Origin of the sequence: Acidovorax bellezanensis, assembly GCF_025421555.1 — a bacterium.
GTDB lineage: Bacteria > Pseudomonadota > Gammaproteobacteria > Burkholderiales > Burkholderiaceae_C > Comamonas > Comamonas bellezanensis.
The window spans coordinates 371986-395397 of record NZ_JAODYH010000007.1; the positions used below are offsets into that span (position 1 = coordinate 371986).

The window sequence follows — 23412 nt, forward strand, 5'->3', positions numbered from 1 at the left end:
CAAACCCGCAGGCTGACGGCTCCATCGCCGGCCGGCCTTCGCCCGCTTCAGGCGTGCAAGCCTTGCCACCAGACACTTTCTTCGAATCCCATACGCCCATGACACTCGCCTTTCTGCTTCGCTCCCGTACCACGCTTACCGTGGGCGCATTGGCCGCGCTGGCCTTCACCGCCTCCACGGCCTGGGCTGACCAGCTGGCGGATATCCAGAAAAAAGGCGAGCTGGTGATAGGCGTGCTCGGCACCGCCGAGCCCTACAGCTTCATCGATCCGGCCACGCGCGAAATCGTGGGCTACGAAGTCGACATCGGCCGCGCGGTGGCCAAGGCCCTGGGCGTCAAGCCGGTGATCAAGCAACTGGCCGTGGCTGCGCGCATTCCCGAGCTGCAGCAAGGCCATGTCGACCTGCTGGCCGCCGCGCTGGCCAAGACGCCCGAGCGCCAGGAACAGATCGACTTCTCCGTCCCGACCTTCGTCACCGGCCAGAAAGTCCTGGTCAAGAAGAGCAGCAGCATCAGCACGCTGGAACAACTGGCTGGCAAGCGCATCGTGACCGTCAAGGGCGGCACGCAGGAAGCCAACATCAAGAAGGCCGTGCCCAGCGCCTAGGTCGTGACGTTCGAGCAGGCCCCCCAGGCCTTCCAGGCACTGCTGCAGGGCAAGGGCGTGGGCTATATCGATGACGAAGCCGCGCTGGTCGATGCCGTGGCCAAGTCGGGCAAGGCCGGCGAGCAGCTGCAACTGGTGCCGCAGAACGTCAGCACCACCATCGTCGCCATCGGCCTCAAGAAGAACGAAACCGCGCTCAAGGCGGCCGTCAACCAGGCGCTGAACCAACTCGAAAGCTCGGGCCAGGCCGAGAAGATCTTCTTCCAGTGGTACGGCCCCCAGACCCGCCACGCCTACAGCCAGCGCCATTTCAAGTTCGCCGAGCGTTGAGCCCGGCGACCGCCCAGCTGACCTGTGAGCAACACGCCTTGGGGTCGCATGGTCGGCATGGCTGCGTGTTCGCGCGCGGCCCTGCCTGCCGTGAACGCGCCCTCTCTCCTGCTTCGCCATGCCCTCTTTTGATTTCAGCCTGATCCTGTCGGGCCAGTACCACGACATGCTGCTGGCCGGGCTGCGGCTGTCGCTGCAGTTGCTGGCCTTCTCGCTGCTGCTGTCGCTGCCGCTGGCCATCGTGGTGGCGCTGATGCGCATGTCGCCGTCGGCGCCGCTGCGCGCACTGGCCGCGACCTATGTCGAAGTGGTGCGCAGCATTCCGCTGCTGGCCCACATGCTGTTCTGGTATTTCGCCGCCCCCGAGCTGCTGCCAGAAGCCGCGCGCGAGTGGCTTTACGCTGGCCCGGTCGAAGCGATCTGCGCCGTCATGGCGCTGGTGACCTATACGGCGGCCTACATGGCCGAGGACATCCGCAGCGGCATCCGCGCCATTCCCGCCGTGCAGATGGAAGCCGGCCGCGCGCTGGGCCTGGGCTTCTTGCCGACCATGCGCCATGTGATCCTGCCGCAGGCGCTGCGCGCCACCGTGCCGCCGCTGATTTCCCAGACCCTCAACCTGTGGAAGAACACGTCCATCGCCACCGTCATCGGCGCCGCCGAAATGATGTACCAGGCCGCGCAGATGGAAAGCGACACTTTCCGCAGCTTCGAAGCTTTTGGCTTCGCCAGCCTCGCCTACCTGAGCCTGTCGCTCGCCATCACCGGGCTCGCCGCCTGGTTCCAGCACCGCTTCCCGGTGCGCACGATGTAAGAGGCGCAGATGCTGGAACTGATCCAAACCTACTGGCTGTACTTTCTCATCGGCCAATACCCCAACGGTCCGCTGGGCGGCCTGGCGATGACGCTGATCCTCGCCAGCTGCGCGCTGGTGCTGGCCTTGCCGCTGGGCATTGCCTTCGGCCTGGCCCGGGTCTCGCCCTGGCGCTGGCTGCGCTGGCCGGTGACGGCGCTGGTCTATCTGGTACGCGGCACGCCGCTGCTGATGGTGGTGTTCTGGGCCTATTTCTTCCTGCCCAGCATCACCGGCCACAAGACCGACCAGTTCTGGACCATGCTGATCGCGCTGGTGGTGTTCGACGCCGCCTACCTGGCCGAGATCGTGCGCGCCGGCATCCAGGGCCTGCCCAAGGGACAGATGGAGTGCGCGCGCGCCCTAGGTCTGCCTTATCTGGCCGCGATGCGCCGCGTGATCCTGCCGCAGGCCCTGCGCACCAGCCTGCCCTCGCTGGTCAACCAGTTCATCTCGACCATCAAGGCGACGTCGCTGGGCTACATCATCGGCCTGTCCGAAGTCACCTTCATCGCCACCCAGATCAACTCCATCGTCTTCAACAAGCCCACGCAGGTCTTCGTGATCCTGGGCCTGACCTATTTTGTGCTGTGCTTCGGCCTGTCGCGCTTTGCCTACTGGCTTGAAGGCTGGCTCGCGCGCCGCGGCATGCGCCCCCTTTCGAGAACTTCCGCATGATCGATCTGCGCAACGTCAACAAGTGGTACGGCGACTACCACGCCCTGGTCAATGTCAGCGAGACCATCGCAACCGGCGAAGTGGTCGTGGTCTGCGGGCCTTCGGGCTCGGGCAAGTCCACGCTGATCCGCACGCTCAACCGGCTCGAACCCATTCAATCGGGCGAGATCCTGCTGGACGGCAAGAACATCCATGACCGCGACGTCGACGTCAACGTGCTGCGCTCGGGCATTGGCTTCGTGTTCCAGCAGTTCAACCTGTTCCCGCACCTGACGGTGCTCGCCAACTGCACGCTGGCGGCGGTGCAGCTGGGCAAGCTCAGCGCGCGCGACGCGCAGGAGCGCGCCATGGCCCTGCTCGACCGCGTGGGCCTGGCGCACAAGGCCCAGGCCCTGCCCAATGCGCTGTCGGGCGGGCAGCAGCAGCGCGTGGCCATCGCGCGCGCGCTGACCATGCAGCCGCCGCTGATGCTGTTCGACGAGCCCACCAGCGCCCTCGACCCGGAAATGGTCGGCGAAGTGCTGCTGGTGATGCGCGACCTGGCCAAGGACGGCATGACCATGGTCTGCGTGACCCATGAAATGGGCTTTGCACGTGAAGTCGCCGACCGCGTGATCTTCATGGACCAGGGCGCCGTGGTCGAACGTGCGACGCCCGAGCAGTTCTTCAACCGCCCGCAGCACCCGCGCACGCAGAAATTCCTGGCCGATATCCGCTCGCCGTTCGACCGGCCGGCCGCGTAGGCGCCCTCTTCCTCTTTCTTCCTGGTGAACCCGACATGACCCACACCAATGCCCCCGCAGGCCTGCCGCTGATCGACGTCAGTGCCCTCGTCGCCCAGTCGCAAGAACGCGCCGCCGTGGCCGCGCAGATCGGCCAGGCCTGCCGCCAGCACGGTTTCTTCTACGTCACCGAGCACGGCGTCTCGCCCGCATTGATAGAGCGCCTGCGCAGCTTGAGCGAACGCTTTTTCGCCCTGCCCGAAGAAACCAAGATGCGCTGGCGCATGGCCCTGGGCGGGCGCGCCTGGCGCGGCTACTTTCCGCTGGGCGGCGAACTGACCTCGGGCCGGCCCGACTGGAAACAAGGCCTGTACCTGGGCACCGAGCTGCCCGCCGACCATCCGCTGGTACTGGCCAAGACCCCGGTGCACGGCCCCAACCTGTTCCCCGACCTGCCCGAACTCGCCGGCTTCAAGGAAACCATCCTGGAATACATGGCCGCCGTGACCCAGCTGGGCCACCGGCTGATGGAAGGCATTGCGCTGAGCCTGGACCTTCCGGCCGACTATTTCGCCGCGCGCTACACGGCCGACCCGCTGATCCTGTTTCGCATCTTCAACTACCCCAGCCAGGCCGTGCCCGAAGGCCTGGACGTGGCCTGGGGCGTGGGCGAGCACACCGACTACGGCCTGCTGACCATCCTCTACCAGGACGACGTGGGCGGTCTCACCGTGCACACGCCCCAGGGCTGGGTGACGGCGCCGCCGGTGCCGGGCTCGTTCGTCTGCAATATCGGCGACATGCTCGACCGCATGACCGGCGGCCTGTACAAGTCCACGCCGCACCGCGTGACGCGCAATAGCTCGGGCCGCGAACGCTTTTCCTTCCCGCTGTTCTTCGACCCGAATTTCGCAGCGCGCGTGCAGCGCATCGAAGGCCTGGCCGGCGCGCCCGACCGCGACGACAGCGCCGAGCGCTGGGACCAGGCCAACGTTCACGCCTTCAACGGCCGCTACGGCGACTACCTGCTGGCCAAGGTCAGCAAGGTGTTCCCGCAGCTCAGGGACGAAGTGCTCTGAAACGCACGACGGCCCTCGCGGGCCGTCGGGGTCCTATCGGGCCGTCCGGGCCCTCCTGGGCCGTCGGGGTCCTCGCGCAGGCCTCAGCGCAGCAGCGTCACGCCGGTCTGGGCCTGCACCTGGTCGAAGTCCACGCCCGCGGCCAGCTCTATCACCTTGAGGCCCGCGGGCGTCACGTCGAACACGCCCAGGTCGGTGATGATGCGATCGACCACGCCCACGCCCGTCAGAGGCAGAGTGCATTGCGGCAGGATCTTCAGATCGACCGTGCCGTCCTTCTTCTTGGCCACATGTTCCATCAGCACGATCACGCGCTTGACGCCGGCCACCAGGTCCATGGCGCCGCCCATGCCTTTGACCATCTTGCCCGGAATCATCCAGTTGGCCAGATCGCCCTTTTCGCTGACCTGCATCGCGCCCAGGATGGACAGGTTGATCTTGCCGCCGCGGATCATGGCGAACGACTGGTCGCTGCCGAAGATCGCCGAGCCCGGGAGGGTGGTCACGGTCTGCTTGCCGGCGTTGATCAGGTCGGCGTCGACCTGGTCATCCGTGGGAAAGGGGCCGATGCCCAGCATGCCGTTTTCCGACTGCAGCCAGACTTCCTTGTCACCGGTGTGGTTGGCCACCAAGGTCGGAATGCCGATACCCAGGTTGACGTAAAAGCCGTCTTCGAGTTCTTGCGCCGCACGCGCGGCCATCTGGTCTTGGGTCCACGCCATGGTCAGGCTCCTTGCTTTTCGGTGATGGTGCGCTTTTCGATGCGCTTTTCCGGATTCGGGTTGTGCACGATGCGGTGCACGTAAATGCCTGGCAGATGCACGTCGTCCGGCGCGATTTCACCGATCTCGACCACTTCTTCCACTTCCACGATGCAGACCTTGCCGGCCGTGGCGGCAGCGGGGTTGAAGTTGCGCGCCGTCAGACGGAACTGCAGGTTGCCGCTCTTGTCGGCGCGAAAAGCCTTGACCAGGGACACGTCAGGCACCAGCGAACGCTCCATGATGTAGGTCTCGCCATCGAACTCGCGCAGTTCCTTGCCTTCGGCCACCAGCGTGCCCACGCCGGTCTTGGTGAAGAAGGCCGGAATGCCCGCGCCGCCGGCACGCAGCTTTTCGGCCAGCGTGCCCTGGGGCGTGAATTCCAGCGCCAGCTCGCCCGCCAGGTACTGGCGCTCGAACTCCTTGTTCTCGCCCACATAGGACGAGATCATTTTCTTGATCTGGCGCGTTTCCAGCAACTTTCCCAGTCCGAAGCCGTCGACGCCGGCGTTGTTGGAAATCACCGTGAGGTTTTGCACGCCGCTGTCGCGCAAGGCGTCGATCAATGCTTCGGGAATGCCGCACAGGCCGAAACCACCGACTGCCAGCATCTGGCCGTCAGCGACCACGCCTTGGAGCGCTTGCGCTGCCGAGGGGTAAAGCTTTTTCACTCTTGTCTCCTTGAACTGGGTATGCGCTACGATACTACGTAGCGAAGTACGTAGTTTTTCGTAAAGACTTGCACTATGAACAGACCTTATGACTGAAGATTACCGGTTGGCGTTCGAGATGGCGCCCGTGGGTTTGGCCATCTCGCGCAACCGCATCATGACGGACTGCAACCAGCAGCTGTGCGCCATGTTTGCTGCATCGCGCGAGCTGCTGATCGGCCAGTCCTTCCAGATTCTCTACCCTTCGGTGGAAGAATACGAGCGCCAGGGCGCGCGCATGGCGCCCATCCTCAGCGCCACCGGCCTGTATTCCGACAGCCGCATCATGCAGCGGGCCACGGGCGAAGCCTTCTGGTGCCATGTCTCTGGCCGGGCCCTGGAGCGCGGCAGCCCGCATGCCGTCGGGGTCTGGAGCTTTGAAGACCTCAGCGCCCAACGCCCCGTGAAGACCGGCCTCACCGCCCGCGAGCGCGAAGTCGCGGCCCGCCTGCTCGAAGGCCTGACCTCCAAGGAAATGGGCAAGGTCCTGGGCATCAGCCATCGCACGGTGGAAATCTACCGCGCCCGGCTGATGCGCAAGTACGGCGCAGCGACTTCGGCCGACCTGGTGCGCAAGCTGGCTTTAGGTTAGCCCCCACGCTCGCGCGCTGCGCTGCGTCAACAAATTTTCCTATGAATGCCTTATAAACATGCAATGGGTTTTGGCTCGCCAACCCATAGGTTACGACGAATAATTATCAGAACCTGATAGTTATTTCGCAATCCACACCACGAAAGGCCTCGCATGAACAAACTCACCACGGTAGCCGGCGCACCCGTAGCCAACAACCAGGACTCGCTGACGGCAGGCCCACGCGGCCCCATGCTGCTGCAGGACCTGTGGCACCTGGAAAAGCTGGCCCACTTCAACCGCGAAGTGATTCCCGAGCGCCGCATGCATGCCAAAGGCTCGGGCGCTTTCGGCACGTTCACGGTGACGGGCGACATCACGCGCTTCACCAAGGCCAAGATCTTTTCCCAGATCGGCAAGACCACGGAAATGTTCGCCCGCTTCTCCACCGTGGCCGGCGAGCGCGGCGCGGCCGATGCCGAGCGCGACATTCGCGGCTTTTCGTTGAAGTTCTATACGGAAGAAGGCAACTGGGACATGGTGGGCAACAACACGCCCGTGTTCTTCTTCCGCGACCCGCTCAAGTTCCCCGACCTGAACAAGGCCGTCAAGCGCGACCCCTATACCAATATGCGCTCGGCGGAAAACAACTGGGACTTCTGGACCGGCCTGCCCGAAGCCCTGCACCAGATCACCATCGTGATGAGCGACCGTGGCATTCCCAAGGGCTACCGCAACATGCACGGCTTCGGCTCGCATACCTATAGCTTCTACAACGCCCAGGACGAGCGTTTCTATGTGAAGTTCCACTTCGTGTGCCAGCAAGGCATCGAGAACTACACCGACGCCGAAGCCGCGGCCGTGGTCGCAGGCGACCGTGAAAGCTCGCAGCGCGACCTGCTGGGCGCCATCGACCGCGGCGATTTCCCGAAGTGGAAGCTGTGCGTGCAAGTCATGCCCGAAGCCGAAGCCGAGCACTACCGCTTCCATCCCTTCGATCTGACCAAGGTCTGGAGCAAGAAGGACTACCCGCTGATCGAAGTCGGTGTCATGGAGCTCAACCGCAACTCGCAGAACTACCACGCCGACGTCGAGCAGGCCGCGTTCACGCCGGCCAATCTCGTGCCCGGCATCGGCGTCTCGCCCGACCGCATGCTGCAGTCGCGCCTGTTTGCCTACGGTGACGCCGCCCGCTACCGCCTGGGCGTGAACCACCACAGCATTCCGGTCAATGCGCCGCGCTGCCCCGTGCACTCCTACCACCGTGACGGCGCCATGCGCGTGGACGGCAACTACGGCGCCGCCATCGCCTACGAGCCCAACACCAAGGGCGAGTGGCAGGAGCAGCCCAAGTTCGCGGAGCCACCACTGGCCTTGAACGGCGCCGCCGCGCGCTGGAACTACCGTGAAGACGACGACGACTACTTCACCCAACCCGGCGACCTGTTCCGCCTGCTGACGCCCGATGCCCAGCAGCGTCTGTTCGACAACACGGCGCGCAACATCAACGGCGTGTCCGAGCACATCGTGAAAAAGCACATTGACCACTGCACCCAGGCCGATCCCGCCTACGGCGCCGGCGTGGCCAAGGCCATCGCGGCGCTGAAGGCCGGCAAGTAAGCCCGCCGGTATCCACCTCCGTGCAAGCCCCCACCGGCCCAGGCCTGTGGGGGCTTGTTTGTCAGCGGGGTTCCCTTGGGCGATACCCGCCAGCGCCGGGCCGCCCCAAGCTGGCGGACGGCCCCCCTGGGGGGCAGCGGCTACGCGAAGCGAGCAAGCGTGGGGGCGATATTTTCTTACCTGAACCTATGGATTGTTCCCATGGCCCGGAGCTCTGCGCCGGGCTAAGCTGGATCTCCCCTTAGGAGAACACTGCCGATGACGCCCCGCTACCCCTTTCCCGACGTGAACACCCTGCCCGAAGACATCCGCGCGCGCATTCTGGAAGTCCAGGCCAAGGCCGGCTTCATCCCGAATGTGTTTCTGGGCTTTGCCCGACGTCCGGCCGAGTGGCGCGCTTTCTTTGCCTACCACGATGCACTGATGCTCAAGGAGGAAGGCACGCTGACCAAGGGCGAGCGCGAAATGATAGTCACCGCCACCAGTGCCACCAACCAGTGCCTGTACTGCGTCGTGGCCCATGGCGCCATCCTGCGCATCTACGAGAAGCAGCCGCTGCTCGCCGACCAGTTGGCGGTCAACTACCGCAAGGCCGACATCACGCCGCGCCAGCGCGCCATGCTGGACTTCGCGATGAAAGTCTGCACGCAAAGCCATGAAATCGAAGACACCGACTTTGCGCGGCTGCACGCCTATGGCTTTGACGACGAAGACATCTGGGACATCGCGGCCATCACCGCGTTTTTCGGCCTGTCCAACCGCATGGCCAGCTTTGCGGGCATGCAGCCCAACCCGGAGTTCTTCCTGATGGGCCGCGTGCCCAAGGTCAAGGCCTAGGCGTCACGAAACCACCGCGCGCATCCAGTCTGGCAAGGGGCTGGCCTTTTGCAGCGCCGCGTCCACCCAGATCACGGTCGCTCCGCCGGCCGCGCAAACCACGCCCGGCTGGCTTTCGCGCTCTATCGTGCACCAGCTCTCGAACGTGGTGCGGCCCGGGTCGCTGACATAGGTGGTGAGCAGCAGCTGATCGGGATGGGCCAGCTGCTGGTAGAAATTGCAGAACGCATTGACGATGACGGGGCCCTGACCAAGCGGCGCCGGCTGACAGCCAATGGAGCACATCCACTCGATGCGCGCCGTCTCCATATAGCGAAAATGCTGGGAATTGTTGACATGGCCCATGGCGTCCATGTCGCCCCAGCGCACGGGAAAACGCAGTTCGTGGACCCGCTTCTTGACTTGCGGTATTTCGATTTTCATAAGCCTGCCTGTTGATTTTTCATAGCTTCGAGCATCTCAGGGATGGCCCCAGCCAGCCGCCGCACAGGCGACAGGCCACACGGGAGCGGCGCAGAAAAACACCGACGTGACTTGAACGCCCAGGCGCTGCGCATAGAATCAGCCGCTGCTGGAGCGCGCCCAGGAGGGCTGCGCCACGTTACGCCTTCCTTCATGATCAAAAAAGAGACGCCCGATGACAAATGATGAAATCCTGGCCCAGTACGGCCCGCGCGAAGCCATGGAATACGACGTGGTGGTGGTTGGCGGCGGCCCCGGTGGCCTGTCCACCGCCATCCGCCTGAAGCAACTGGCCGCCGAAAAAGGCCAGGAACTGTCGGTGGTGGTGCTGGAAAAAGGCTCTGAGCCTGGTGCCCACATTCTGTCGGGCGCCATCATGGATCCCAAGGCCCTGACCGAGCTGATCCCCAACTGGAAGGAACTGGGCGCGCCGTTGAACCAGCCGGTGACCGACGACGCCATGGTCTTCCTGAGCGAAAAGTCGTCGATGCGCACGCCCAACATGCTGCTGCCGGGGTGCTTCCAGAACCATGGCAACTACATCGTCAGCCTGGGCAATGTGGTGCGCTGGCTGGCCGAGCAGGCCGAAGCCCTGGGCGTGGAAATCTTCCCCGGCTTTCCCGCCGCCGAAGTGCTGTACAACGAAGACGGCTCGGTGAAGGGCGTGGCCACGGGCAATATGGGCGTGGGCAAGGACGGCGAACCCACGGGCGACTTCCAGCTGGGCATGGAATTGCACGGCAAGTACACGATCTTCGCCGAAGGCGCGCGCGGCCACCTGGGCCGCCAGCTGATCTCCCGCTACAAGCTCGACGAAGGGCGCGACCCGCAAACCTACGGCCTGGGCGTCAAGGAACTGTGGGAAATCGACCCGGCCCGCCACCAGCCCGGTTTCGTGCTGCACACCGCCGGCTGGCCCATGGCCTCGGACACCTACGGCGGCGCCTTCCTGTACCACATGGAAGACAACAAGGTCACGCTGGGCTTCATCACCGGTCTGGACTATTCCAACCCCTACCTGAGCCCGTTCGAGGAAATGCAGCGTTGGAAAACCCATCCCAACATCCGCTACTACCTTGAAGGCGACGAAGCCAAGGGCATCAAGCCCGCCAAGCGCATAGGCTACGGCGCGCGCGCCATCACGGCCGGCGGCCTGATGTCGCTGCCCAAGTTCGTGTTCCCCGGCGGCGCGCTGGTGGGCTGCGACGCAGGCTTTCTCAACGTCAGCCGCATCAAGGGCAGCCACGCCGCGATCAAGACCGGCATGCTGGCCGCCGAAGCGGCGTTCGAAGCCATCCAGGCAGGCCGCCAGGGCGACGAACTGAGCGCCTATGTGACCGCGTTCGAGAACAGCTGGCTCTACGAAGAGCTCAACAAGAGCCGCAACTTCAAGGCCTGGTTCAAGAAGGGCCTGACAACGGCCACCATCATGAACGGCCTGGAGCAGTTCGTGCTGCGCGGCAACATCCCCTGGACGCTGCACCGCGACAAGCCCGACCACGCCTACCTCAAGCCCGCGGCCGAGTGCAAGCCCATCGTCTATCCCAAGCCCGATGGCAAGCTCACGTTCGACCGCCTGTCCAGCGTGTTCATCAGCAACACCAACCATGCGGAAAACCAGCCGGCCCACCTCACGCTCAAGGATGCGAGCGTGCCGGTGGGCATCAACCTGGCGCGCTACGCCGGGCCGGAGAGCCGTTACTGCCCGGCCGGCGTCTATGAGTTCGTGCCCGACGAAGCCAAGGGCGGCGACGCCCAGCGCCTGCAGATCAACGCGCAGAACTGCGTGCACTGCAAGACCTGCGACATCAAGGACCCGACGCAGAACATCGTCTGGGTGACGCCTGAAGGCGGCGGCGGTCCGAACTATTCGGGCATGTAAGCCTCACCCCCTCCAAAAGGCCTGCCATGCAGGCCTTTTTTTTCGTTTGCTCGTCCATTCACCCCTGCTTGCGCCAGGTGGATGGACACCGCTTGAACGGACTGGCCACAGATTTTTCCGGATGCGGCGGCCTCCTACAAATCAAGCCTGCGGCCGCCATCCACACTAGCGCACAGCCATGCAGGCCGGATTTTTCCAACACCTGCGCAGCCACAAGAGGTGTCCATGCCACATTTCTCCCACGATGCGCCTTTCTCCATGCGCAGGCGCGACTGGCTAGCAGGCGCCGCCGCAGCCACGACCCTGGTGGTCATTCCCTGGAAATTCGCGGGCTCGGCCGAGCCGCCCCCAGGCCAGACCGGGTTCATGCGACTGAGCCAATATCTGACAGGGCGCTCCACCCTCGACACCGGGCTGGGCCAGCGCATCTATGCCGCCTTGCTGGGCAACAACCCCCAGTTTCCCGAGCAAAGCCAGCAACTGCTGCGCCTGATCGAAAGCCGCAACCTCACCACCGACAGCCTTGCGGGCGCACTGAGCAGCGAGAAACCGGAGTTGGGCCCCCTGCCCGGCCAGATCATGACCGCCTGGTACCTGGGTGTGGTGGGCTCGGGCGTGCAGGCCCGCGTACTGGCCTTCGAGCATGCGCTCAATGCCCAGGCCGTGGCCGACCAGCTCAAGCCCCCGACCTATGCCTATGGCGCTCCAGGCAGCTGGAGCCTGGCCCCCCACCGTTCTTCTTGAGGCGCTTTTATGGCTGAAACACGTGCTGCAGATTTTGTGGTGATCGGCTCGGGCATCATCGGCGCGCTGCTGGCGCGCAAGCTGGCGTTGGCCGGCGCCTCGGTGCTGATCCTCGAAGCCGGCCCCTGGGTCAAGCGTGCCGAAATCGTCGCGCGCTTTCGCAACTCGCCGCGGCGCAGCGACTGGATGTCGCCCTACCCGCCCGCACTGTGGGCGCCGCATCCGGTCTACCAGCCCGAGGACAACGGTTATCTGGTGCAAGGCGGCCCCTATCCCTACAAGGCCGAATACATCCGCCAGGTGGGCGGCACCAGCTGGCACTGGGCGGCGCAGGCCTGGCGCAATCTGCCCAACGACTTCCACATCAAGTCGCTCTACGGCGTGGGCGTGGACTGGCCTTTCGACTACAAGGCGCTCGAGCCCTACTACCAGGAAGCCGAAGAGATCATGGGTTGCTGCGGCTCGACCGAAACCGGCTCGCCGCGCAGCCAGCCGTTTCCCATGGACCCGGTGGCCGAGCCCTATTCCATGACGCGCCTGCGCGAACGCCTGGCCGGCACCTTCGCCGTGGTGCCCAACACCGTGGCACGCAACAGCCGCAGCTATGGCGGCCGCCCGCCCTGCTGCGGCAACAACAGCTGCCAGCCCATCTGCCCCATCGACGCCCAATACCATGGCGGCATCGCCGTCGATGCAGCGCTGGCCGCCGGCGCCAGGCTGCAAGCCCATGCCAATGTGTTCAAGCTCGAACATGACGCTTCGGCACGCATCGTCGCCGTGCATTACTACGATCAGGACAAGCAGATACACAAGGTCACGGGCAAGACCTTCATCGTCGCCGCCAACGGCATCGAGTCGCCGCGCCTGCTGCTGCTGTCCAAGAGCGACAAGTTCCCCAACGGCATCGCCAATGCGCGCGACATGGTCGGCCGCCATCTGATGGACCACCCCAGCACTTCGCTGACTTTCGACGCCGACGAGGACGTCTGGCTGGGCCGCGGCCCGCAAAGCCCCAACTCGATCAACACCATGCGCGACGGCGCTTTCCGCAGCGCGCACGCGCCCTACCGCCTGGACTTCACCAACATCTCGCGCGTCGACGGAACGACCCGCTCGCTGCTCGCCGAAGGTGTCTACGGCGTGGAGTTCGACAAGCGCCTGCGCTACTCGGCCGCGCGCGAAATGAATGTCAAGAACGTGCTCGAAGTCCTGCCCGACCCCGAGCGCCGCATCATGCTCAGCGACCAGAAGGATGCCTTGGGCCTGCCCAAGCCCATGACCCATTACTCCATCGACGACTACACCCGCGCGGGCCATGAGCGCTCACTGGCCGATTTCAAACGCATCGCCGAACTGATGGGCGCGACCAATCTGCGCCCCAGCAAGGACGGCGACTTTGCCAACAACCAGCATATCTGCGGCACCATGAGCATGGGCACGGATCCGAATGTCTCGATCTGCGACGGCTGGGGCCGCGCCCACGACCACGACAACCTGTTCTTCGCGGGCACGGGCGTGCTGCCCACCTCCGCGACCTGCAACTCCACGCTCAGCGGCATTGCCGTGGCTTTGCGCACCGGCGCCCACATCCTGTCCGAACAGCCTGCCCGCCCAGCGGCGGCATCTGACGCCCCCGCGGCGTTCAAGGGGTGAGCATGCGGTCCATCCATACTTTGACGCCGGCCCTGACCCTCTGCGCCGTGGCGCTGGGCCTGGCCCTGCCGGCGGCGGCCACAGCGGCAGCGCCCGCAGCCGATATCGCAGCCGGCGCCACTTCCAGCGACCCCGTGGCACGCGGACGCTACCTCGCCACGGCTGGGGACTGCGTGGCCTGCCACACGGCGCCCGGCGGCGTGGACATGGCCGGAGGACTCGCCCTGGCCAGCCCCCTGGGGCCGATCTACTCGACCAACATCACGCCGTCCAAGACCCATGGCATAGGCAACTACACGCTGCAGCAGTTCAGCGACGCGCTGCGCCACGGCAAGCGGGCCGACGGGGCCTATCTCTACCCCGCCATGCCCTATACCGCCTATGCCAAGACCACGGACGTGGACATCGCGGACATGTACGCCTATTTCATGCAAGGCGTGCGCCCCGTGGACCGGGCTTCGCCCCCCACCGCGCTGCCGTTCCCGTTCAATATCCGGCTGTCGATGGGGGTCTGGAATGCCATGTTCCATGACGACAAGGCCTACCAGGCCAACGACCAGCAGCCGCCCGAATGGAACCGCGGCGCCTACCTGGTGCAAGGCCTGGCGCACTGCAGCACCTGTCACACGCCGCGCAATGCGTTGATGGCCGAAATCGGCAAGAAGGCGCTCAGCGGCGGCGAAGTAGGCCCCTGGTACGCGCCCAACATCACTTCGGACACCAAGGACGGCATAGGCGAATGGACTCCGCAAGAGCTGGTGGATTACATGCGCAATGGCCATGTGGTCGGCAAAGGCAGCAGCGGCGGCCCCATGGCCGAAGCCATTGACCACAGTCTGAGCCACCTGAGCGATGCCGACCTGCGGGCCATTGCCGGCTACCTGCACACCGTGCCGGCCGTGTCCGAAGGCTCGACCCAGCCCGCGTTTTCCTGGGGCAAGGCCAGCGACCAGCTGGACAGCATCCGCGGCGTGGCCCTGCCCAAGGACATGAATGCCATGACCGGGCCCCAGCTCTACGACGGCAATTGCGCCAGCTGCCACCAGGCCCAGGGCCAGGGCAGCAGCGACGGCAAGCTGCCGGCGCTGTTCCACAACAGCACTTTGGGCCACAAGAACACCAACAATCTGGTGCTGGCCATTCTGGAAGGCGTGCCGCGCCACGGCCGCGACAGCATCATGCCAGCGTTCGCCCACGAGCTGAGCGACCAGCAGATCGCGACCTTGAGCAATTACCTGCTGCAAGCCTATGGCCGGCCCGATGCCAAGGTCACCACCGACCAGGTTCAGCGCCTGCGCAGCGGCGCCCAGGACAACACGCTGCTGACCATGGCGCGCGTTGCCATGGCCGTGGGCGCGCTGGTGTTGCTGGCGCTCGTCATCTGGCTGTTCAGCCGGAGGAATCGGCCAAGCACCCCCTGAGCCGCTGACGCGTCTTCCCCCTCTCATCCTTCGGTGGAGGGGGACGGCAGCTTCGGTGCGGGGCGGCCCTTCCTCGCTGCACCTTGCTAGGGCGCGCCAGTTTCATGGACCGTCGATAGTGCACAGCGCCCCCCATCCAGCCGCTCCGCGAGGGCGGCTGGCCTGTTTCTGGTCCGCGCACGCTGGAAACCACGGGGGTCCGCAAGCTCCGCAAGCTGCCCTGGCTGCAGTAGACTGCGCTAAGAAGCTTTGCATGACAGCGCGCGACTGCGCTGCATGCGCTTCGGCCGCCTTGCCTGGCGGACACAATATTCATTCAGTGGTGGAGATATCAATGAAATACCTGTCTTTGGCGCCTCTGGGCGCAGTGGCCCTGGCCCTGGCATCGATGACATCGGCCTATGCCCAGCAAAAATCGGTGGCCGTGACGGCCATCGTGGAACACCCTGCGCTCGATGCCGTGCGCGACGGCGTGCAAGCAGGCCTCAAGGAATCCGGCTTTGAAGTCGGCAAGAACCTCAAGTGGCAGTACCAGAGTGCCCAGGGCAATACCGGCACGGCCGCCCAGATCGCACGCAAGTTCATCGGCGACAAGCCCGATGCCATCGTCGCCATCGCCACGCCTTCGGCGCAGGCCGTGGTTGCCGCGAGCAAGACCGTGCCGCTGGTCTTCTCGGCCGTGACCGACCCCGTCGCCGCCAAGCTGGTGCCCAGCTGGAACCCCAGCAAGACCAACGTGACCGGCGTGTCCGATCTGCTGGCCCTGGACAAGCAAATGGATCTGGTCAAGCAGGTCGTGCCTGGCGCCAAGCGCATCGGCGTGGTCTACAACCCGGGTGAAGCCAACTCCGTGGTCGTGATCAAGGAAATGCAAAAGCTGCTGCCCACCATGGGCATGACCCTGGTCGAAGCCGCAGCCCCGCGCTCGGTCGACGTGGGCAGCGCTGCCCGCAGCCTGATCGGCAAGGTCGACGTAATCTATACCAACACGGACAACAACGTGGTCTCCGCCTACGAAGCCCTGGTCAAGGTCGGCCAGGATGCGAAGATTCCGCTGGTGGCCTCCGACACCGATTCCGTCAAGCGCGGCGCAGTGGCAGCCTACGGCATCAACTACCGCGATCTGGGCGAACAGACCGGCCGCATGGTGGCGCGCATTCTCAAGGGTGAAAAGCCCGGCGACATCAAGCCCGAGATCAGCACCAAGATGGAGCTGTACGTGAACCCCGGCGCAGCGCAAAAGCAAGGCGTGAAGCTGTCCGACGCGCTGATCAAGTCGGCCGCGCAGGTGATCCAGTAAATCCCCCGAGCGGATAATTCCCCCCTCCGGCGGGGCTCCCATGGCAGGCAGCGTACGATGCGCGGGCCTGCCATTGCCTTTTTTCATTCGCCCTGCCAGCTGAGCTTCATCCCATGTCATTTTTCTCATTTCTTGGCGCCATCGAGATCGGCCTGATCTTCAGCCTGGTGGCGCTGGGCGTCTTCATCTCGTTTCGCCTGCTGCGCTTTCCCGACCTCACGGTGGACGGCAGCTTTCCGTTGGGCGGCGCCGTCTGCGCCGTGCTGATTTCCTCGGGCACCAACCCCTGGCTGGCCACGTTGGCCGCCACGGCCGTGGGTGCCTGCGCGGGTCTGCTCACCGGCTGGCTCAACGTCAAGCTCAAGATCATGGACCTGCTGGCCTCCATCCTGGTGATGATTGCGCTGTACTCCATCAATCTGCGCATCATGGGCGGACCCAATGTGCCGCTGATCAACGACGCCACGCTGTTCACCATGCTGCAGCCTGAAGGCATGCCCGACTACGTCGCACGCCCGCTGATCCTGGCGGTGATCGTGCTGGTCGCCAAGCTGGCCATGGACTGGTTCTTCTCCACCGAGCGCGGCCTGGCGATTCGGGCCACGGGCTCCAACGCCCGCATGGCCCGCGCCCAGGGCGTGAACACCGGCGCCATGATCCTGCTGGGCATGGCCGTCTCCAACGGCCTGGTCGGCCTGGGCGGCGCGCTGTTCGTGCAGACCCAGGGCGGCTCCGACATCTCCATGGGCATCGGCACCATCGTCATCGGCCTGGCGGCGGTGATCGTCGGCGAAAGCATGCTGCCATCGCGGCGCATCATCTATGCCACGCTGGCCGTGGTGATAGGCGCCGTGGTCTACCGCTTCTTCATTGCCGCGGCGCTCAACAGCGACTTCATCGGCCTCAAGGCCCAGGACTTGAATCTGGTCACGGCCGTGCTGGTGGCCGTCGCTCTCGTCATCCCGCAGCTCAAGCACAAGCTGTCCAAGCGCAAGCCGCGATAAGTCGGTCGGAGATCCCATGCTGAGTGCAAAAGACATTTTTCTCACCTTCAATCCCGGCACACCGATTGAAACCCGCGCGCTGCGCGGCCTGTCGCTGGAAATTCCCGCCGGCCAGTTCGTGACCGTGATCGGCTCCAACGGCGCCGGCAAGTCCACCTTCCTCAACGCCGTCTCCGGCGACCAGAGCGTGGACAGCGGCTCCATCGTGATCCACGACCAGGACGTCACGGCCTTGCCGGTCTGGGCGCGCGCCGAGCGCGTGGCGCGGGTCTTCCAGGACCCGATGGCCGGCACCTGCGAAGACCTGACCATCGAGGAAAACATGGCGCTGGCCCAGCGCCGGGGCAGCTCGCGCCGCCTCACGCGGGCCGTCCAGCCTTCCATGCGCTCCGTCTTCAAGGAACGTCTGGCGACGCTGGGCCTGGGCCTGGAAAATCGCCTGTCCGACCGCATCGGCCTGCTTTCCGGCGGCCAGCGCCAGGCCGTGAGCCTGCTGATGGCGGCGCTGCAGCCTTCGCGCATTCTGCTGCTCGACGAGCACACGGCCGCGCTCGATCCGCGCACGGCCGACTTCGTGCTGCAGCTCACGGCGCGCATCGTGAGCGAGGCCAAGCTGACCACCATGATGGTCACGCACAGCATGCGCCAGGCACTGGACGTGGGCGACCGCACCATCATGCTGCACCAGGGCCAGGTGGTGCTGGACGTCAGCGGCGAGGAACGCAAGCGCCTGGATGTGCCCGACCTGCTCAAGATGTTCGAAAAAGTGCGCGGCGAAAAGCTCGCCGACGACGCCTTGCTGCTGGGCTGATCGCCGGCAGTTCAATTTTCCTTAAGCCCCTTTAGGGTCTTGTGGGATTGAGCTGCCGACGCTGCGCAAATCACGCACAATTCCGCTTTTCATCGCCGGGCCGCCCCAAGATGAAACGTGCCCCCCTGGGGGGCAGCGACCACACACAGTGGGAAGCGTGGGGGCCATTTTTCAAGGGCCGCAGCAGTGCGGCCCTTTGCGTTGCCCGCCCACAAAGCGGCCGCGCAATGCCAGGACCACAGGAACAGAACCCATGAGCGACAACGCTTCCCCACCCAGCAGTCCGGCCGAACCCGGCCTGCGCCGCAGCCTCAAGGCGCGCCACCTGTCGATGATCGCCATCGGCGGCTCCATCGGCACCGGCCTGTTCGTGGCTTCGGGCGCCACGATTTCCCAGGCCGGCCCGGGCGGCGCCCTGCTGGCCTATATGGTGGTCGGGCTGATGGTCTACTTCCTGATGACCAGCCTGGGCGAAATGGCCGCCCACCTGCCCGTCTCGGGCTCGTTTGCGACCTATGGCAGCCGCTATGTCGACCCCGGCTTCGGCTTCGCCCTGGGCTGGAACTACTGGTACAACTGGGCCGTGACCATCGCCGTCGATCTGGTCGCCGCGCAGCTGGTGATGGCCTACTGGATTCCGGATGTCAACGGCATGGTCTGGAGCGCGCTGTTCCTGGCACTGATGTTTGGGCTCAACGCCATTTCGGTCAAGGGCTTTGGCGAAGCCGAATACTGGTTTGCCGCGATCAAGGTGGTCACGGTGATCGTCTTCATCGGCCTGGGCCTGGCCATGGTGCTGGGCATCATGCAAGGCGGCTCGCCCGACGGCCTGTGGGGCAATCTGGCCAACTGGACCGTGGGCGAGGCGCCCTTTGCGGGTGGCTTCGCCACGCTGATCGGTGTGGCCATGATCGTCGGCTTCTCTTTCCAGGGCACGGAGCTGATCGGCATCGCCGCCGGCGAGTCCGAAGACCCGGCGCGCAACGTGCCGCGCGCGGTGCGCAAGGTGTTCTGGCGCATTCTGCTGTTCTATGTGTTCGCCATCCTGATCATCAGCCTGCTGCTGCCCTACAACGACCCGCAGCTGTTGCGCAACGACGTCAGCGACATCAGCGTCAGCCCCTTCACGCTGGTGTTCGAGCACGCCGGCCTGCTGTCGGCCGCGGCGGTGATGAATGCAGTGGTGCTGACTTCGGTGCTGTCGGCGGGCAACTCCGGCATGTATGCCTCGACCCGCATGCTCTACAACCTGGCCTGCCAGCGCATGGCGCCGCAGATTTTCCGCCGCATCAACAGCAACGGCGTGCCGATGATGGCCCTGCTGGCGACCACGGCCGTGGCGGCCCTGTGCTTTCTGACCAACATCTTCAGCCCCCAGGCGGTCTACATCTGGCTGCTGAACCTGTCGGGCATGACGGGCTTCATCGCCTGGCTGGGCATTGCCATCAGCCACTACCGCTTCCGCAAGGGCTATCTGGCCCAGGGCCTGGACCTGGGGGCGCTGCCCTACCGCGCGGCCGGCTTTCCGTTCGGCCCGATTTTCGCGTTCATCCTGTGCCTGATCATCACCCTGGGCCAGAACTACCACGCCTTCACCCAGGACCGCATCGACTGGGGCGGCGTGATCGCCACCTACATCGGTCTGCCGGTGTTCCTGCTGATCTGGCTGGGCTACCGCCTGGTCAAGGGCTCGCGCATCGTCGATTACAAGGACATGCAGGTCAAGGCCGAGCCTTACTGAGGCCAGGCCCCGGTTTCCAAGCCAGCACCGCTTTGCCTGTGCTGGCTTTTTTTGCGCCGGCAGGCCACTCCAGCCCTCACGACGGCAGCCGCAGGAACCGGTAGGCGTTCTGCCAGAAGAACGCTTCCCGGTGCGCGGCATAGGCCGGGCGGTCCATCAGCGCCAGAAACACATCCAGGTAGCGGCGCGTGCGCGAGACCACATCGGGCATATGCCAGTCCGAGCCATAGGCCATCTTGTCCAGCAGTTCGTACGGCCGGCCCGCGGCCCGTGCCGACTCGCGCGCGCGCTGGAGATTTCTCTCGAAAACGGCCAGGCGCGCATCGACCAGCAGCTCGGTCATGTAGCCGACTTCGCAATAGACCTGGGGATAGGTCGCGCACAGCTCGGTCACGATGCGCGCGAAGTTGTCTTCCTCCTGCCACTGTGCATCGGTCTCGGCCATCCAGCCCGGCGAATGCAGCGGCCCGTTGGCCATGCGCCCACCGCCCGCATGGCCCAGGCACAGGCGCAGGCCGTGCCAGCGCGGCTGCTGCAGCACTTCGCGCCAGTAGCGCGGGTGGGCGTAGCCGCCGAGCTTGAAACGGGTCTGAAAACCCACGGGGGTGCAGTGCGCGAACACCGGCAGGTCGCGCTCCACGCAGAAGTCGAGGAAAGCATCGACCCGGGCCTGAATCATGGGCTCATTGCCCATGGGCTTGATGCCCATGCCGGGGTAGAACTTGAAACCGACAAAGCCTTTGGCCTGCGCTTGCAGGGCACGCTCCTGCCAATCCACACGCCGCGGATCGAAAGCGCTGAAGCCGAACAAGCGCGCCGGGTACGTGCGCTGCAAGGTCTGCATGCGGTCCTCCTGCACCGGATGCAAGGGATAGAACGGCGACTCGTGCCCGGGATAGGCCAGCTGCATGTCCAGCAGATAGTGCGCCGACTGCAAGGGCGGCAGACCCGGGCCGTAGCCCGCCCAGAGTTTGTGCAGCAACTGGTCTTCCGAATGCAGCAAGGTCAGGAAGAACGCCAGGTAGTTCGTGGCCTCGCCCCAGGCCTGGGGGTCCATCAGCCGGGTCACGATCCACAAGGCCCTCTTGACCACCTGCCTGGCCCAGCCCAGAAAGCCCGCGAACCGCCCGCCCGCCTCCAAAGGCTGCGCCGTGGGCATGGCCTCATCCGTCGGCAGCGGCACGGACCAGCCTTCGGCGGCGTAGTCCACGCGGTCCAGACTGTCGAGGATTTCCATCAGCTCCGATGCGCGCAATCGGTCGAACACCGGCGCATCCAGCGCCTGGTCCAGCAGCGGCGCCGGCCCCAGCTCCATGGCCGCCAGCGAACCGGTGCTGAGCAGCAATTCGTGCTCGGCGACACGCCAGATATGTTCCAGGCACTCCTCTTGCAGCGCATCCAGGGGCGACTGCGCGAACACGGCTTCGACCGGCACCGCCGCATAGGCCGAACCGGTCAAGGCCTGCAGCAGACGCGCGACCTGCTGGGCCAGGCGGCTTTCGTCCCGGCCCATGGCGTGGGCGATCAGGCTGGCCAGCGGCACATAACGCGCATTGAACAAATGCGTGTGCAGATCGAATATGCGTTCGGGCATGGGCATGGCATCTCTCCTGTGAAGAGGCCCGGCCCGCGGGCTAGGCCGGCACGCGCAGCAAGTGCTTTTGTATCTTGCCGCTGGTGGTCTTGGGCAGGCTATCGACAAAATGGTAGCGCCGCGGCCGCTTGTAGGGTGCCAGACGATCGCCCTGCACCAGGTAGGCATCGAGCAAGGTGGCGTCGGCCGGGGCCGCGCCCTTGCGCACCACATGCGCCACCACCACCTGGCCCCAGCGCGCATCGGCCTCGCCGACCACGGCCACTTCCAGCACGCCCGGATGCTCGATCAAGGCATCCTCGACTTCGCGCGGGTAGACGTTCTCGGCGCCCGAATTGATCATGTAGTCCAGCCGGTCGCGTATCCACAGGTAGCCGTCGGCGTCGAGATGGCCCATGTCGCCCGTGTGGTACCAGCCATGGGCCAGGGCGCGCGCATTGGCTTCGGGGCGGTGGAGGTAGCCGGCCATCATGCAGGGGCCGCGCACCAGGATTTCACCGACTTCGCCGACGGTGCAAGGCTGCGCCGGATCACTGGGGCTGCCGTCCGCGGGCAGCTGGGCCACGACCAGGTCATGGCTCAGCGCCGGCAGTCCGGCCGAGCCCGCATGCGACAGCTGCTCGTGCGGATAGAGCACCGACATGCAAGGGCCCATTTCGGTGGTGCCGAACACCTGGACCAGGCCCGAGCCCACCTGGCGCGTCCATTCGCGTATCAGGTGCGGCGCCATGGACGCGCCGCCATACTCCACCAGGCGCAGGCTGCGGGTGTCGCGCGCGGCGAGTTCGGGCGCGTTGAGCAGCATGGAGACCATGGTCGGCGCGGCAAAGAAGAAGCTGACTTTTTCTTCCTCGACCAGGCGCCAGGCCTCGGCCGCGTCAAAGCGCCGCTGCAGCACCAGCGTCGAGCCCACCTGCAGACGCGGCAGGAAACTGGTGTGCAGCTCGGCCGTATGGTTGAGCGGCGCCAGCGACAGGCCTACGTCTTCGCGCCTGAACTGCATCACCTGGTGCATCAAGGCGTTGTGCGCGATCTTGCTGCGGTGGGTGTGCAGCACGCCCTTGGGCCGGCCCGTCGTGCCGCTGGTGTACATCAGGATGCAGGGGTCGGTTTCGTCCACGGCGATGGCCGGCGCCTGGCTGGATTGGCCTGCGGCCAGCGCGCTCAGACGCGCTGTCGTGCCTGCGGGCGAGACATCGCCAACTCCCTCGTCGGCGTAAATCCAGTGGGCCACGCCGGCGCTCTCGCCCGCCAGCAAGGCCTGGGCACGGGCCACGACTTCGGCGCCTTCGCGCTCGAACACCAGAGCGCGGGCCTGGCCGTCGCCCAGGATGAAGGCCAGCTCCTGCGGCGCGAGCCGGTAGTTGATGGGATTGAACACGGCGCCTATGCGCGCCGCGGCCAGCAAAGTGAAGACAAAGGCCGGCGTGTTGTAGAGAAACGCGGCCACCACATCGCCGCGCGCCAGGCCCAGCGCCTGCAAGCCATGGGCGTGGCGGTTGACCTCGGCTTCTAGTTGCGCATAGGTCCAGGCGCGGCGCTGGCCCCCATCCCAAGCCACCAGGGCCGTCTTGTGGGGCAGGTAGCGCGCAGGCCATGACAGGGTGTCGCCCAGGGTGAGTGGCATTGCAAGTCTCCAGAGTATTGGCAAAATCTGGCGCCAGTGTAGGCACTGCCTTATCGCTGGCGGGAATTTGCATATGGGCAGGAAACCGGCGGTCCGTGCGCCCGGAATGCGCGCGAAGCCGGTAGAATTTGCGCTGTCAGGAGAGAGTGCTGCGCGGCCGCTGGCTGCACGTCGCACCGCCGAAGGCGCAGGAGCTTCCCGCCCCAAACGCTCAGGCAAAAGGACTGACCAACGTCCGCCATCGCGCGGGCGTGCCTGGCTGGAGAGAGGCGGCCGCCGGACACGGCACGGTCGCCCACCGAAGGAGCAAACCCACGCCCACCGGCGTCGGTGAATCTCTCAGGTAAAGCGGACAGCAGGGCATTCGATCGCCACGGACTGTGCCATGCTTGTGCATGCGCGGC

The 23412-nt window shown here is 65.3% G+C and carries 20 protein-coding genes, 1 pseudogene and 2 riboswitches; of the genes and pseudogenes, 16 read left to right on the forward strand and 5 right to left on the reverse strand.

The genetic code is table 11. From position 1 onward, the window contains the following. Positions 1 to 98: 98 nt before the first annotated feature. The 5 genes and pseudogenes from N0K08_RS15710 to N0K08_RS15730 all read left to right on the forward strand — a co-directional run bounded on the left by N0K08_RS15710 (position 99) and on the right by N0K08_RS15730 (position 4270). Positions 99 to 938 (forward strand): annotated as a pseudogene (locus tag N0K08_RS15710) (ABC transporter substrate-binding protein). A gap of 118 nt (positions 939 to 1056) precedes the next feature. Next, the gene (locus N0K08_RS15715; RefSeq protein WP_261501331.1) at positions 1057 to 1752 is read left to right on the forward strand and encodes an amino acid ABC transporter permease; all 696 of its coding nucleotides are present in this window, start codon (positions 1057 to 1059) and stop codon (positions 1750 to 1752) included. 9 nt (positions 1753 to 1761) lie between these two features. Continuing rightward, positions 1762 to 2469 (forward strand): amino acid ABC transporter permease, encoded by a 708-nt coding sequence (locus tag N0K08_RS15720; RefSeq protein WP_261501332.1) that lies wholly within the window; start codon positions 1762 to 1764, stop codon positions 2467 to 2469. Beyond that, the gene (locus N0K08_RS15725; protein ID WP_261501333.1) at positions 2466 to 3212 is read left to right on the forward strand and encodes an amino acid ABC transporter ATP-binding protein; all 747 of its coding nucleotides are present in this window, start codon (positions 2466 to 2468) and stop codon (positions 3210 to 3212) included. The genes N0K08_RS15720 and N0K08_RS15725 overlap by 4 nt, the downstream gene beginning before the upstream one ends. Positions 3213 to 3247: 35 nt before the next feature. Further along, on the forward strand, positions 3248 to 4270 hold the full coding sequence (locus N0K08_RS15730; RefSeq protein WP_261501334.1) for an isopenicillin N synthase family dioxygenase: 1023 nt from the start codon (positions 3248 to 3250) through the stop codon (positions 4268 to 4270). Between the two features lie 83 nt (positions 4271 to 4353). On the opposite strand, the gene N0K08_RS15735 is transcribed toward N0K08_RS15730, so the two are convergent. Both N0K08_RS15735 and N0K08_RS15740 read right to left on the reverse strand, forming a co-directional pair. Further along, positions 4354 to 4992, reverse strand: a complete 639-nt coding sequence (locus N0K08_RS15735) for a 3-oxoacid CoA-transferase subunit B (protein ID WP_261501335.1) — start codon at positions 4990 to 4992, stop codon at positions 4354 to 4356. A 2-nt stretch (positions 4993 to 4994) separates the two neighbouring features. Beyond that, a complete protein-coding gene (locus tag N0K08_RS15740; RefSeq protein WP_261501336.1) occupies positions 4995 to 5702 on the reverse strand; it encodes a CoA transferase subunit A in 708 nt (235 codons plus the stop codon). Positions 5703 to 5790: 88 nt separating this feature from the next. Between N0K08_RS15740 and N0K08_RS15745 the strand changes: the two genes are divergently transcribed. From N0K08_RS15745 to N0K08_RS15755, 3 genes are all read left to right on the forward strand, one after another. Continuing rightward, positions 5791 to 6333, forward strand: a complete 543-nt coding sequence (locus N0K08_RS15745; protein WP_261501337.1) for a PAS and helix-turn-helix domain-containing protein — start codon at positions 5791 to 5793, stop codon at positions 6331 to 6333. A 153-nt stretch (positions 6334 to 6486) separates the two neighbouring features. Next, entirely contained in the window at positions 6487 to 7932 is a 1446-nt protein-coding gene (locus N0K08_RS15750; protein WP_261501338.1) for a catalase, read from the forward strand. Between the two features lie 258 nt (positions 7933 to 8190). Continuing rightward, positions 8191 to 8769: a peroxidase-related enzyme gene (locus tag N0K08_RS15755; protein ID WP_261501339.1), complete on the forward strand. Its 579-nt coding sequence runs from the start codon at positions 8191 to 8193 to the stop codon at positions 8767 to 8769. Positions 8770 to 8772: 3 nt separating this feature from the next. On the opposite strand, the gene N0K08_RS15760 is transcribed toward N0K08_RS15755, so the two are convergent. Continuing rightward, complete coding sequence (locus N0K08_RS15760) at positions 8773 to 9192, reverse strand: acyl-CoA thioesterase (RefSeq protein WP_261501340.1); 420 nt, start codon at positions 9190 to 9192, stop codon at positions 8773 to 8775. Between the two features lie 214 nt (positions 9193 to 9406). On the opposite strand from N0K08_RS15760, the gene N0K08_RS15765 reads away from it, so the two are divergent. The 8 genes from N0K08_RS15765 (at position 9407) to N0K08_RS15800 (ending at position 19787) form a co-directional block, all read left to right on the forward strand. Continuing rightward, on the forward strand, positions 9407 to 11113 hold the full coding sequence (locus N0K08_RS15765; RefSeq protein WP_261501341.1) for an electron transfer flavoprotein-ubiquinone oxidoreductase: 1707 nt from the start codon (positions 9407 to 9409) through the stop codon (positions 11111 to 11113). A gap of 225 nt (positions 11114 to 11338) precedes the next feature. Continuing rightward, positions 11339 to 11857 (forward strand): sorbitol dehydrogenase family protein, encoded by a 519-nt coding sequence (locus N0K08_RS15770; RefSeq protein WP_261501342.1) that lies wholly within the window; start codon positions 11339 to 11341, stop codon positions 11855 to 11857. 9 nt (positions 11858 to 11866) lie between these two features. Further along, positions 11867 to 13510: a GMC oxidoreductase gene (locus N0K08_RS15775; protein WP_261501343.1), complete on the forward strand. Its 1644-nt coding sequence runs from the start codon at positions 11867 to 11869 to the stop codon at positions 13508 to 13510. Positions 13511 to 13512: 2 nt separating this feature from the next. Beyond that, positions 13513 to 14931 (forward strand): c-type cytochrome, encoded by a 1419-nt coding sequence (locus tag N0K08_RS15780; protein ID WP_261501344.1) that lies wholly within the window; start codon positions 13513 to 13515, stop codon positions 14929 to 14931. 334 nt (positions 14932 to 15265) lie between these two features. Beyond that, entirely contained in the window at positions 15266 to 16231 is a 966-nt protein-coding gene (locus tag N0K08_RS15785; protein ID WP_261501345.1) for an ABC transporter substrate-binding protein, read from the forward strand. A 113-nt stretch (positions 16232 to 16344) separates the two neighbouring features. Beyond that, a complete protein-coding gene (locus tag N0K08_RS15790) occupies positions 16345 to 17235 on the forward strand; it encodes an ABC transporter permease (protein WP_261501346.1) in 891 nt (296 codons plus the stop codon). Between the two features lie 16 nt (positions 17236 to 17251). Then, a complete protein-coding gene (locus N0K08_RS15795; protein ID WP_261501347.1) occupies positions 17252 to 18046 on the forward strand; it encodes an ABC transporter ATP-binding protein in 795 nt (264 codons plus the stop codon). A 253-nt stretch (positions 18047 to 18299) separates the two neighbouring features. Further along, positions 18300 to 19787 (forward strand): amino acid permease, encoded by a 1488-nt coding sequence (locus N0K08_RS15800; protein ID WP_261501348.1) that lies wholly within the window; start codon positions 18300 to 18302, stop codon positions 19785 to 19787. Positions 19788 to 19863: 76 nt separating this feature from the next. On the opposite strand, the gene N0K08_RS15805 is transcribed toward N0K08_RS15800, so the two are convergent. Next, the gene (locus tag N0K08_RS15805; RefSeq protein ID WP_261501349.1) at positions 19864 to 21387 is read right to left on the reverse strand and encodes an amidohydrolase family protein; all 1524 of its coding nucleotides are present in this window, start codon (positions 21385 to 21387) and stop codon (positions 19864 to 19866) included. 34 nt (positions 21388 to 21421) lie between these two features. Further along, positions 21422 to 23008 carry a fatty acid--CoA ligase gene (locus N0K08_RS15810; protein ID WP_261501350.1) on the reverse strand — a complete coding sequence of 529 codons (1587 nt, stop codon included), beginning with the start codon at positions 23006 to 23008 and terminating at the stop codon, positions 21422 to 21424. 127 nt (positions 23009 to 23135) lie between these two features. Then, a riboswitch (glycine riboswitch) is annotated at positions 23136 to 23245 on the forward strand. Between the two features lie 12 nt (positions 23246 to 23257). Next, positions 23258 to 23374: riboswitch (glycine riboswitch) on the forward strand. The last annotated feature ends 38 nt before the right edge of the window (positions 23375 to 23412 follow it).

Coding starts and splice junctions, on each gene's coding strand:
- N0K08_RS15715 (WP_261501331.1), top strand. CDS start 1,057: ATGCCCTCTTTTGATTTCAGCCTGATCCTGTCGGGCCAGTACCACGAC.
- N0K08_RS15720 (WP_261501332.1), top strand. CDS start 1,762: ATGCTGGAACTGATCCAAACCTACTGGCTGTACTTTCTCATCGGCCAA.
- N0K08_RS15725 (WP_261501333.1), top strand. CDS start 2,466: ATGATCGATCTGCGCAACGTCAACAAGTGGTACGGCGACTACCACGCC.
- N0K08_RS15730 (WP_261501334.1), top strand. CDS start 3,248: ATGACCCACACCAATGCCCCCGCAGGCCTGCCGCTGATCGACGTCAGT.
- N0K08_RS15735 (WP_261501335.1), bottom strand. CDS start 4,992: ATGGCGTGGACCCAAGACCAGATGGCCGCGCGTGCGGCGCAAGAACTC.
- N0K08_RS15745 (WP_261501337.1), top strand. CDS start 5,791: ATGACTGAAGATTACCGGTTGGCGTTCGAGATGGCGCCCGTGGGTTTG.
- N0K08_RS15750 (WP_261501338.1), top strand. CDS start 6,487: ATGAACAAACTCACCACGGTAGCCGGCGCACCCGTAGCCAACAACCAG.
- N0K08_RS15755 (WP_261501339.1), top strand. CDS start 8,191: ATGACGCCCCGCTACCCCTTTCCCGACGTGAACACCCTGCCCGAAGAC.
- N0K08_RS15760 (WP_261501340.1), bottom strand. CDS start 9,192: ATGAAAATCGAAATACCGCAAGTCAAGAAGCGGGTCCACGAACTGCGT.
- N0K08_RS15765 (WP_261501341.1), top strand. CDS start 9,407: ATGACAAATGATGAAATCCTGGCCCAGTACGGCCCGCGCGAAGCCATG.
- N0K08_RS15770 (WP_261501342.1), top strand. CDS start 11,339: ATGCCACATTTCTCCCACGATGCGCCTTTCTCCATGCGCAGGCGCGAC.
- N0K08_RS15775 (WP_261501343.1), top strand. CDS start 11,867: ATGGCTGAAACACGTGCTGCAGATTTTGTGGTGATCGGCTCGGGCATC.
- N0K08_RS15780 (WP_261501344.1), top strand. CDS start 13,513: ATGCGGTCCATCCATACTTTGACGCCGGCCCTGACCCTCTGCGCCGTG.
- N0K08_RS15785 (WP_261501345.1), top strand. CDS start 15,266: ATGAAATACCTGTCTTTGGCGCCTCTGGGCGCAGTGGCCCTGGCCCTG.
- N0K08_RS15790 (WP_261501346.1), top strand. CDS start 16,345: ATGTCATTTTTCTCATTTCTTGGCGCCATCGAGATCGGCCTGATCTTC.
- N0K08_RS15795 (WP_261501347.1), top strand. CDS start 17,252: ATGCTGAGTGCAAAAGACATTTTTCTCACCTTCAATCCCGGCACACCG.
- N0K08_RS15800 (WP_261501348.1), top strand. CDS start 18,300: ATGAGCGACAACGCTTCCCCACCCAGCAGTCCGGCCGAACCCGGCCTG.
- N0K08_RS15805 (WP_261501349.1), bottom strand. CDS start 21,387: ATGCCCATGCCCGAACGCATATTCGATCTGCACACGCATTTGTTCAAT.
- N0K08_RS15810 (WP_261501350.1), bottom strand. CDS start 23,008: ATGCCACTCACCCTGGGCGACACCCTGTCATGGCCTGCGCGCTACCTG.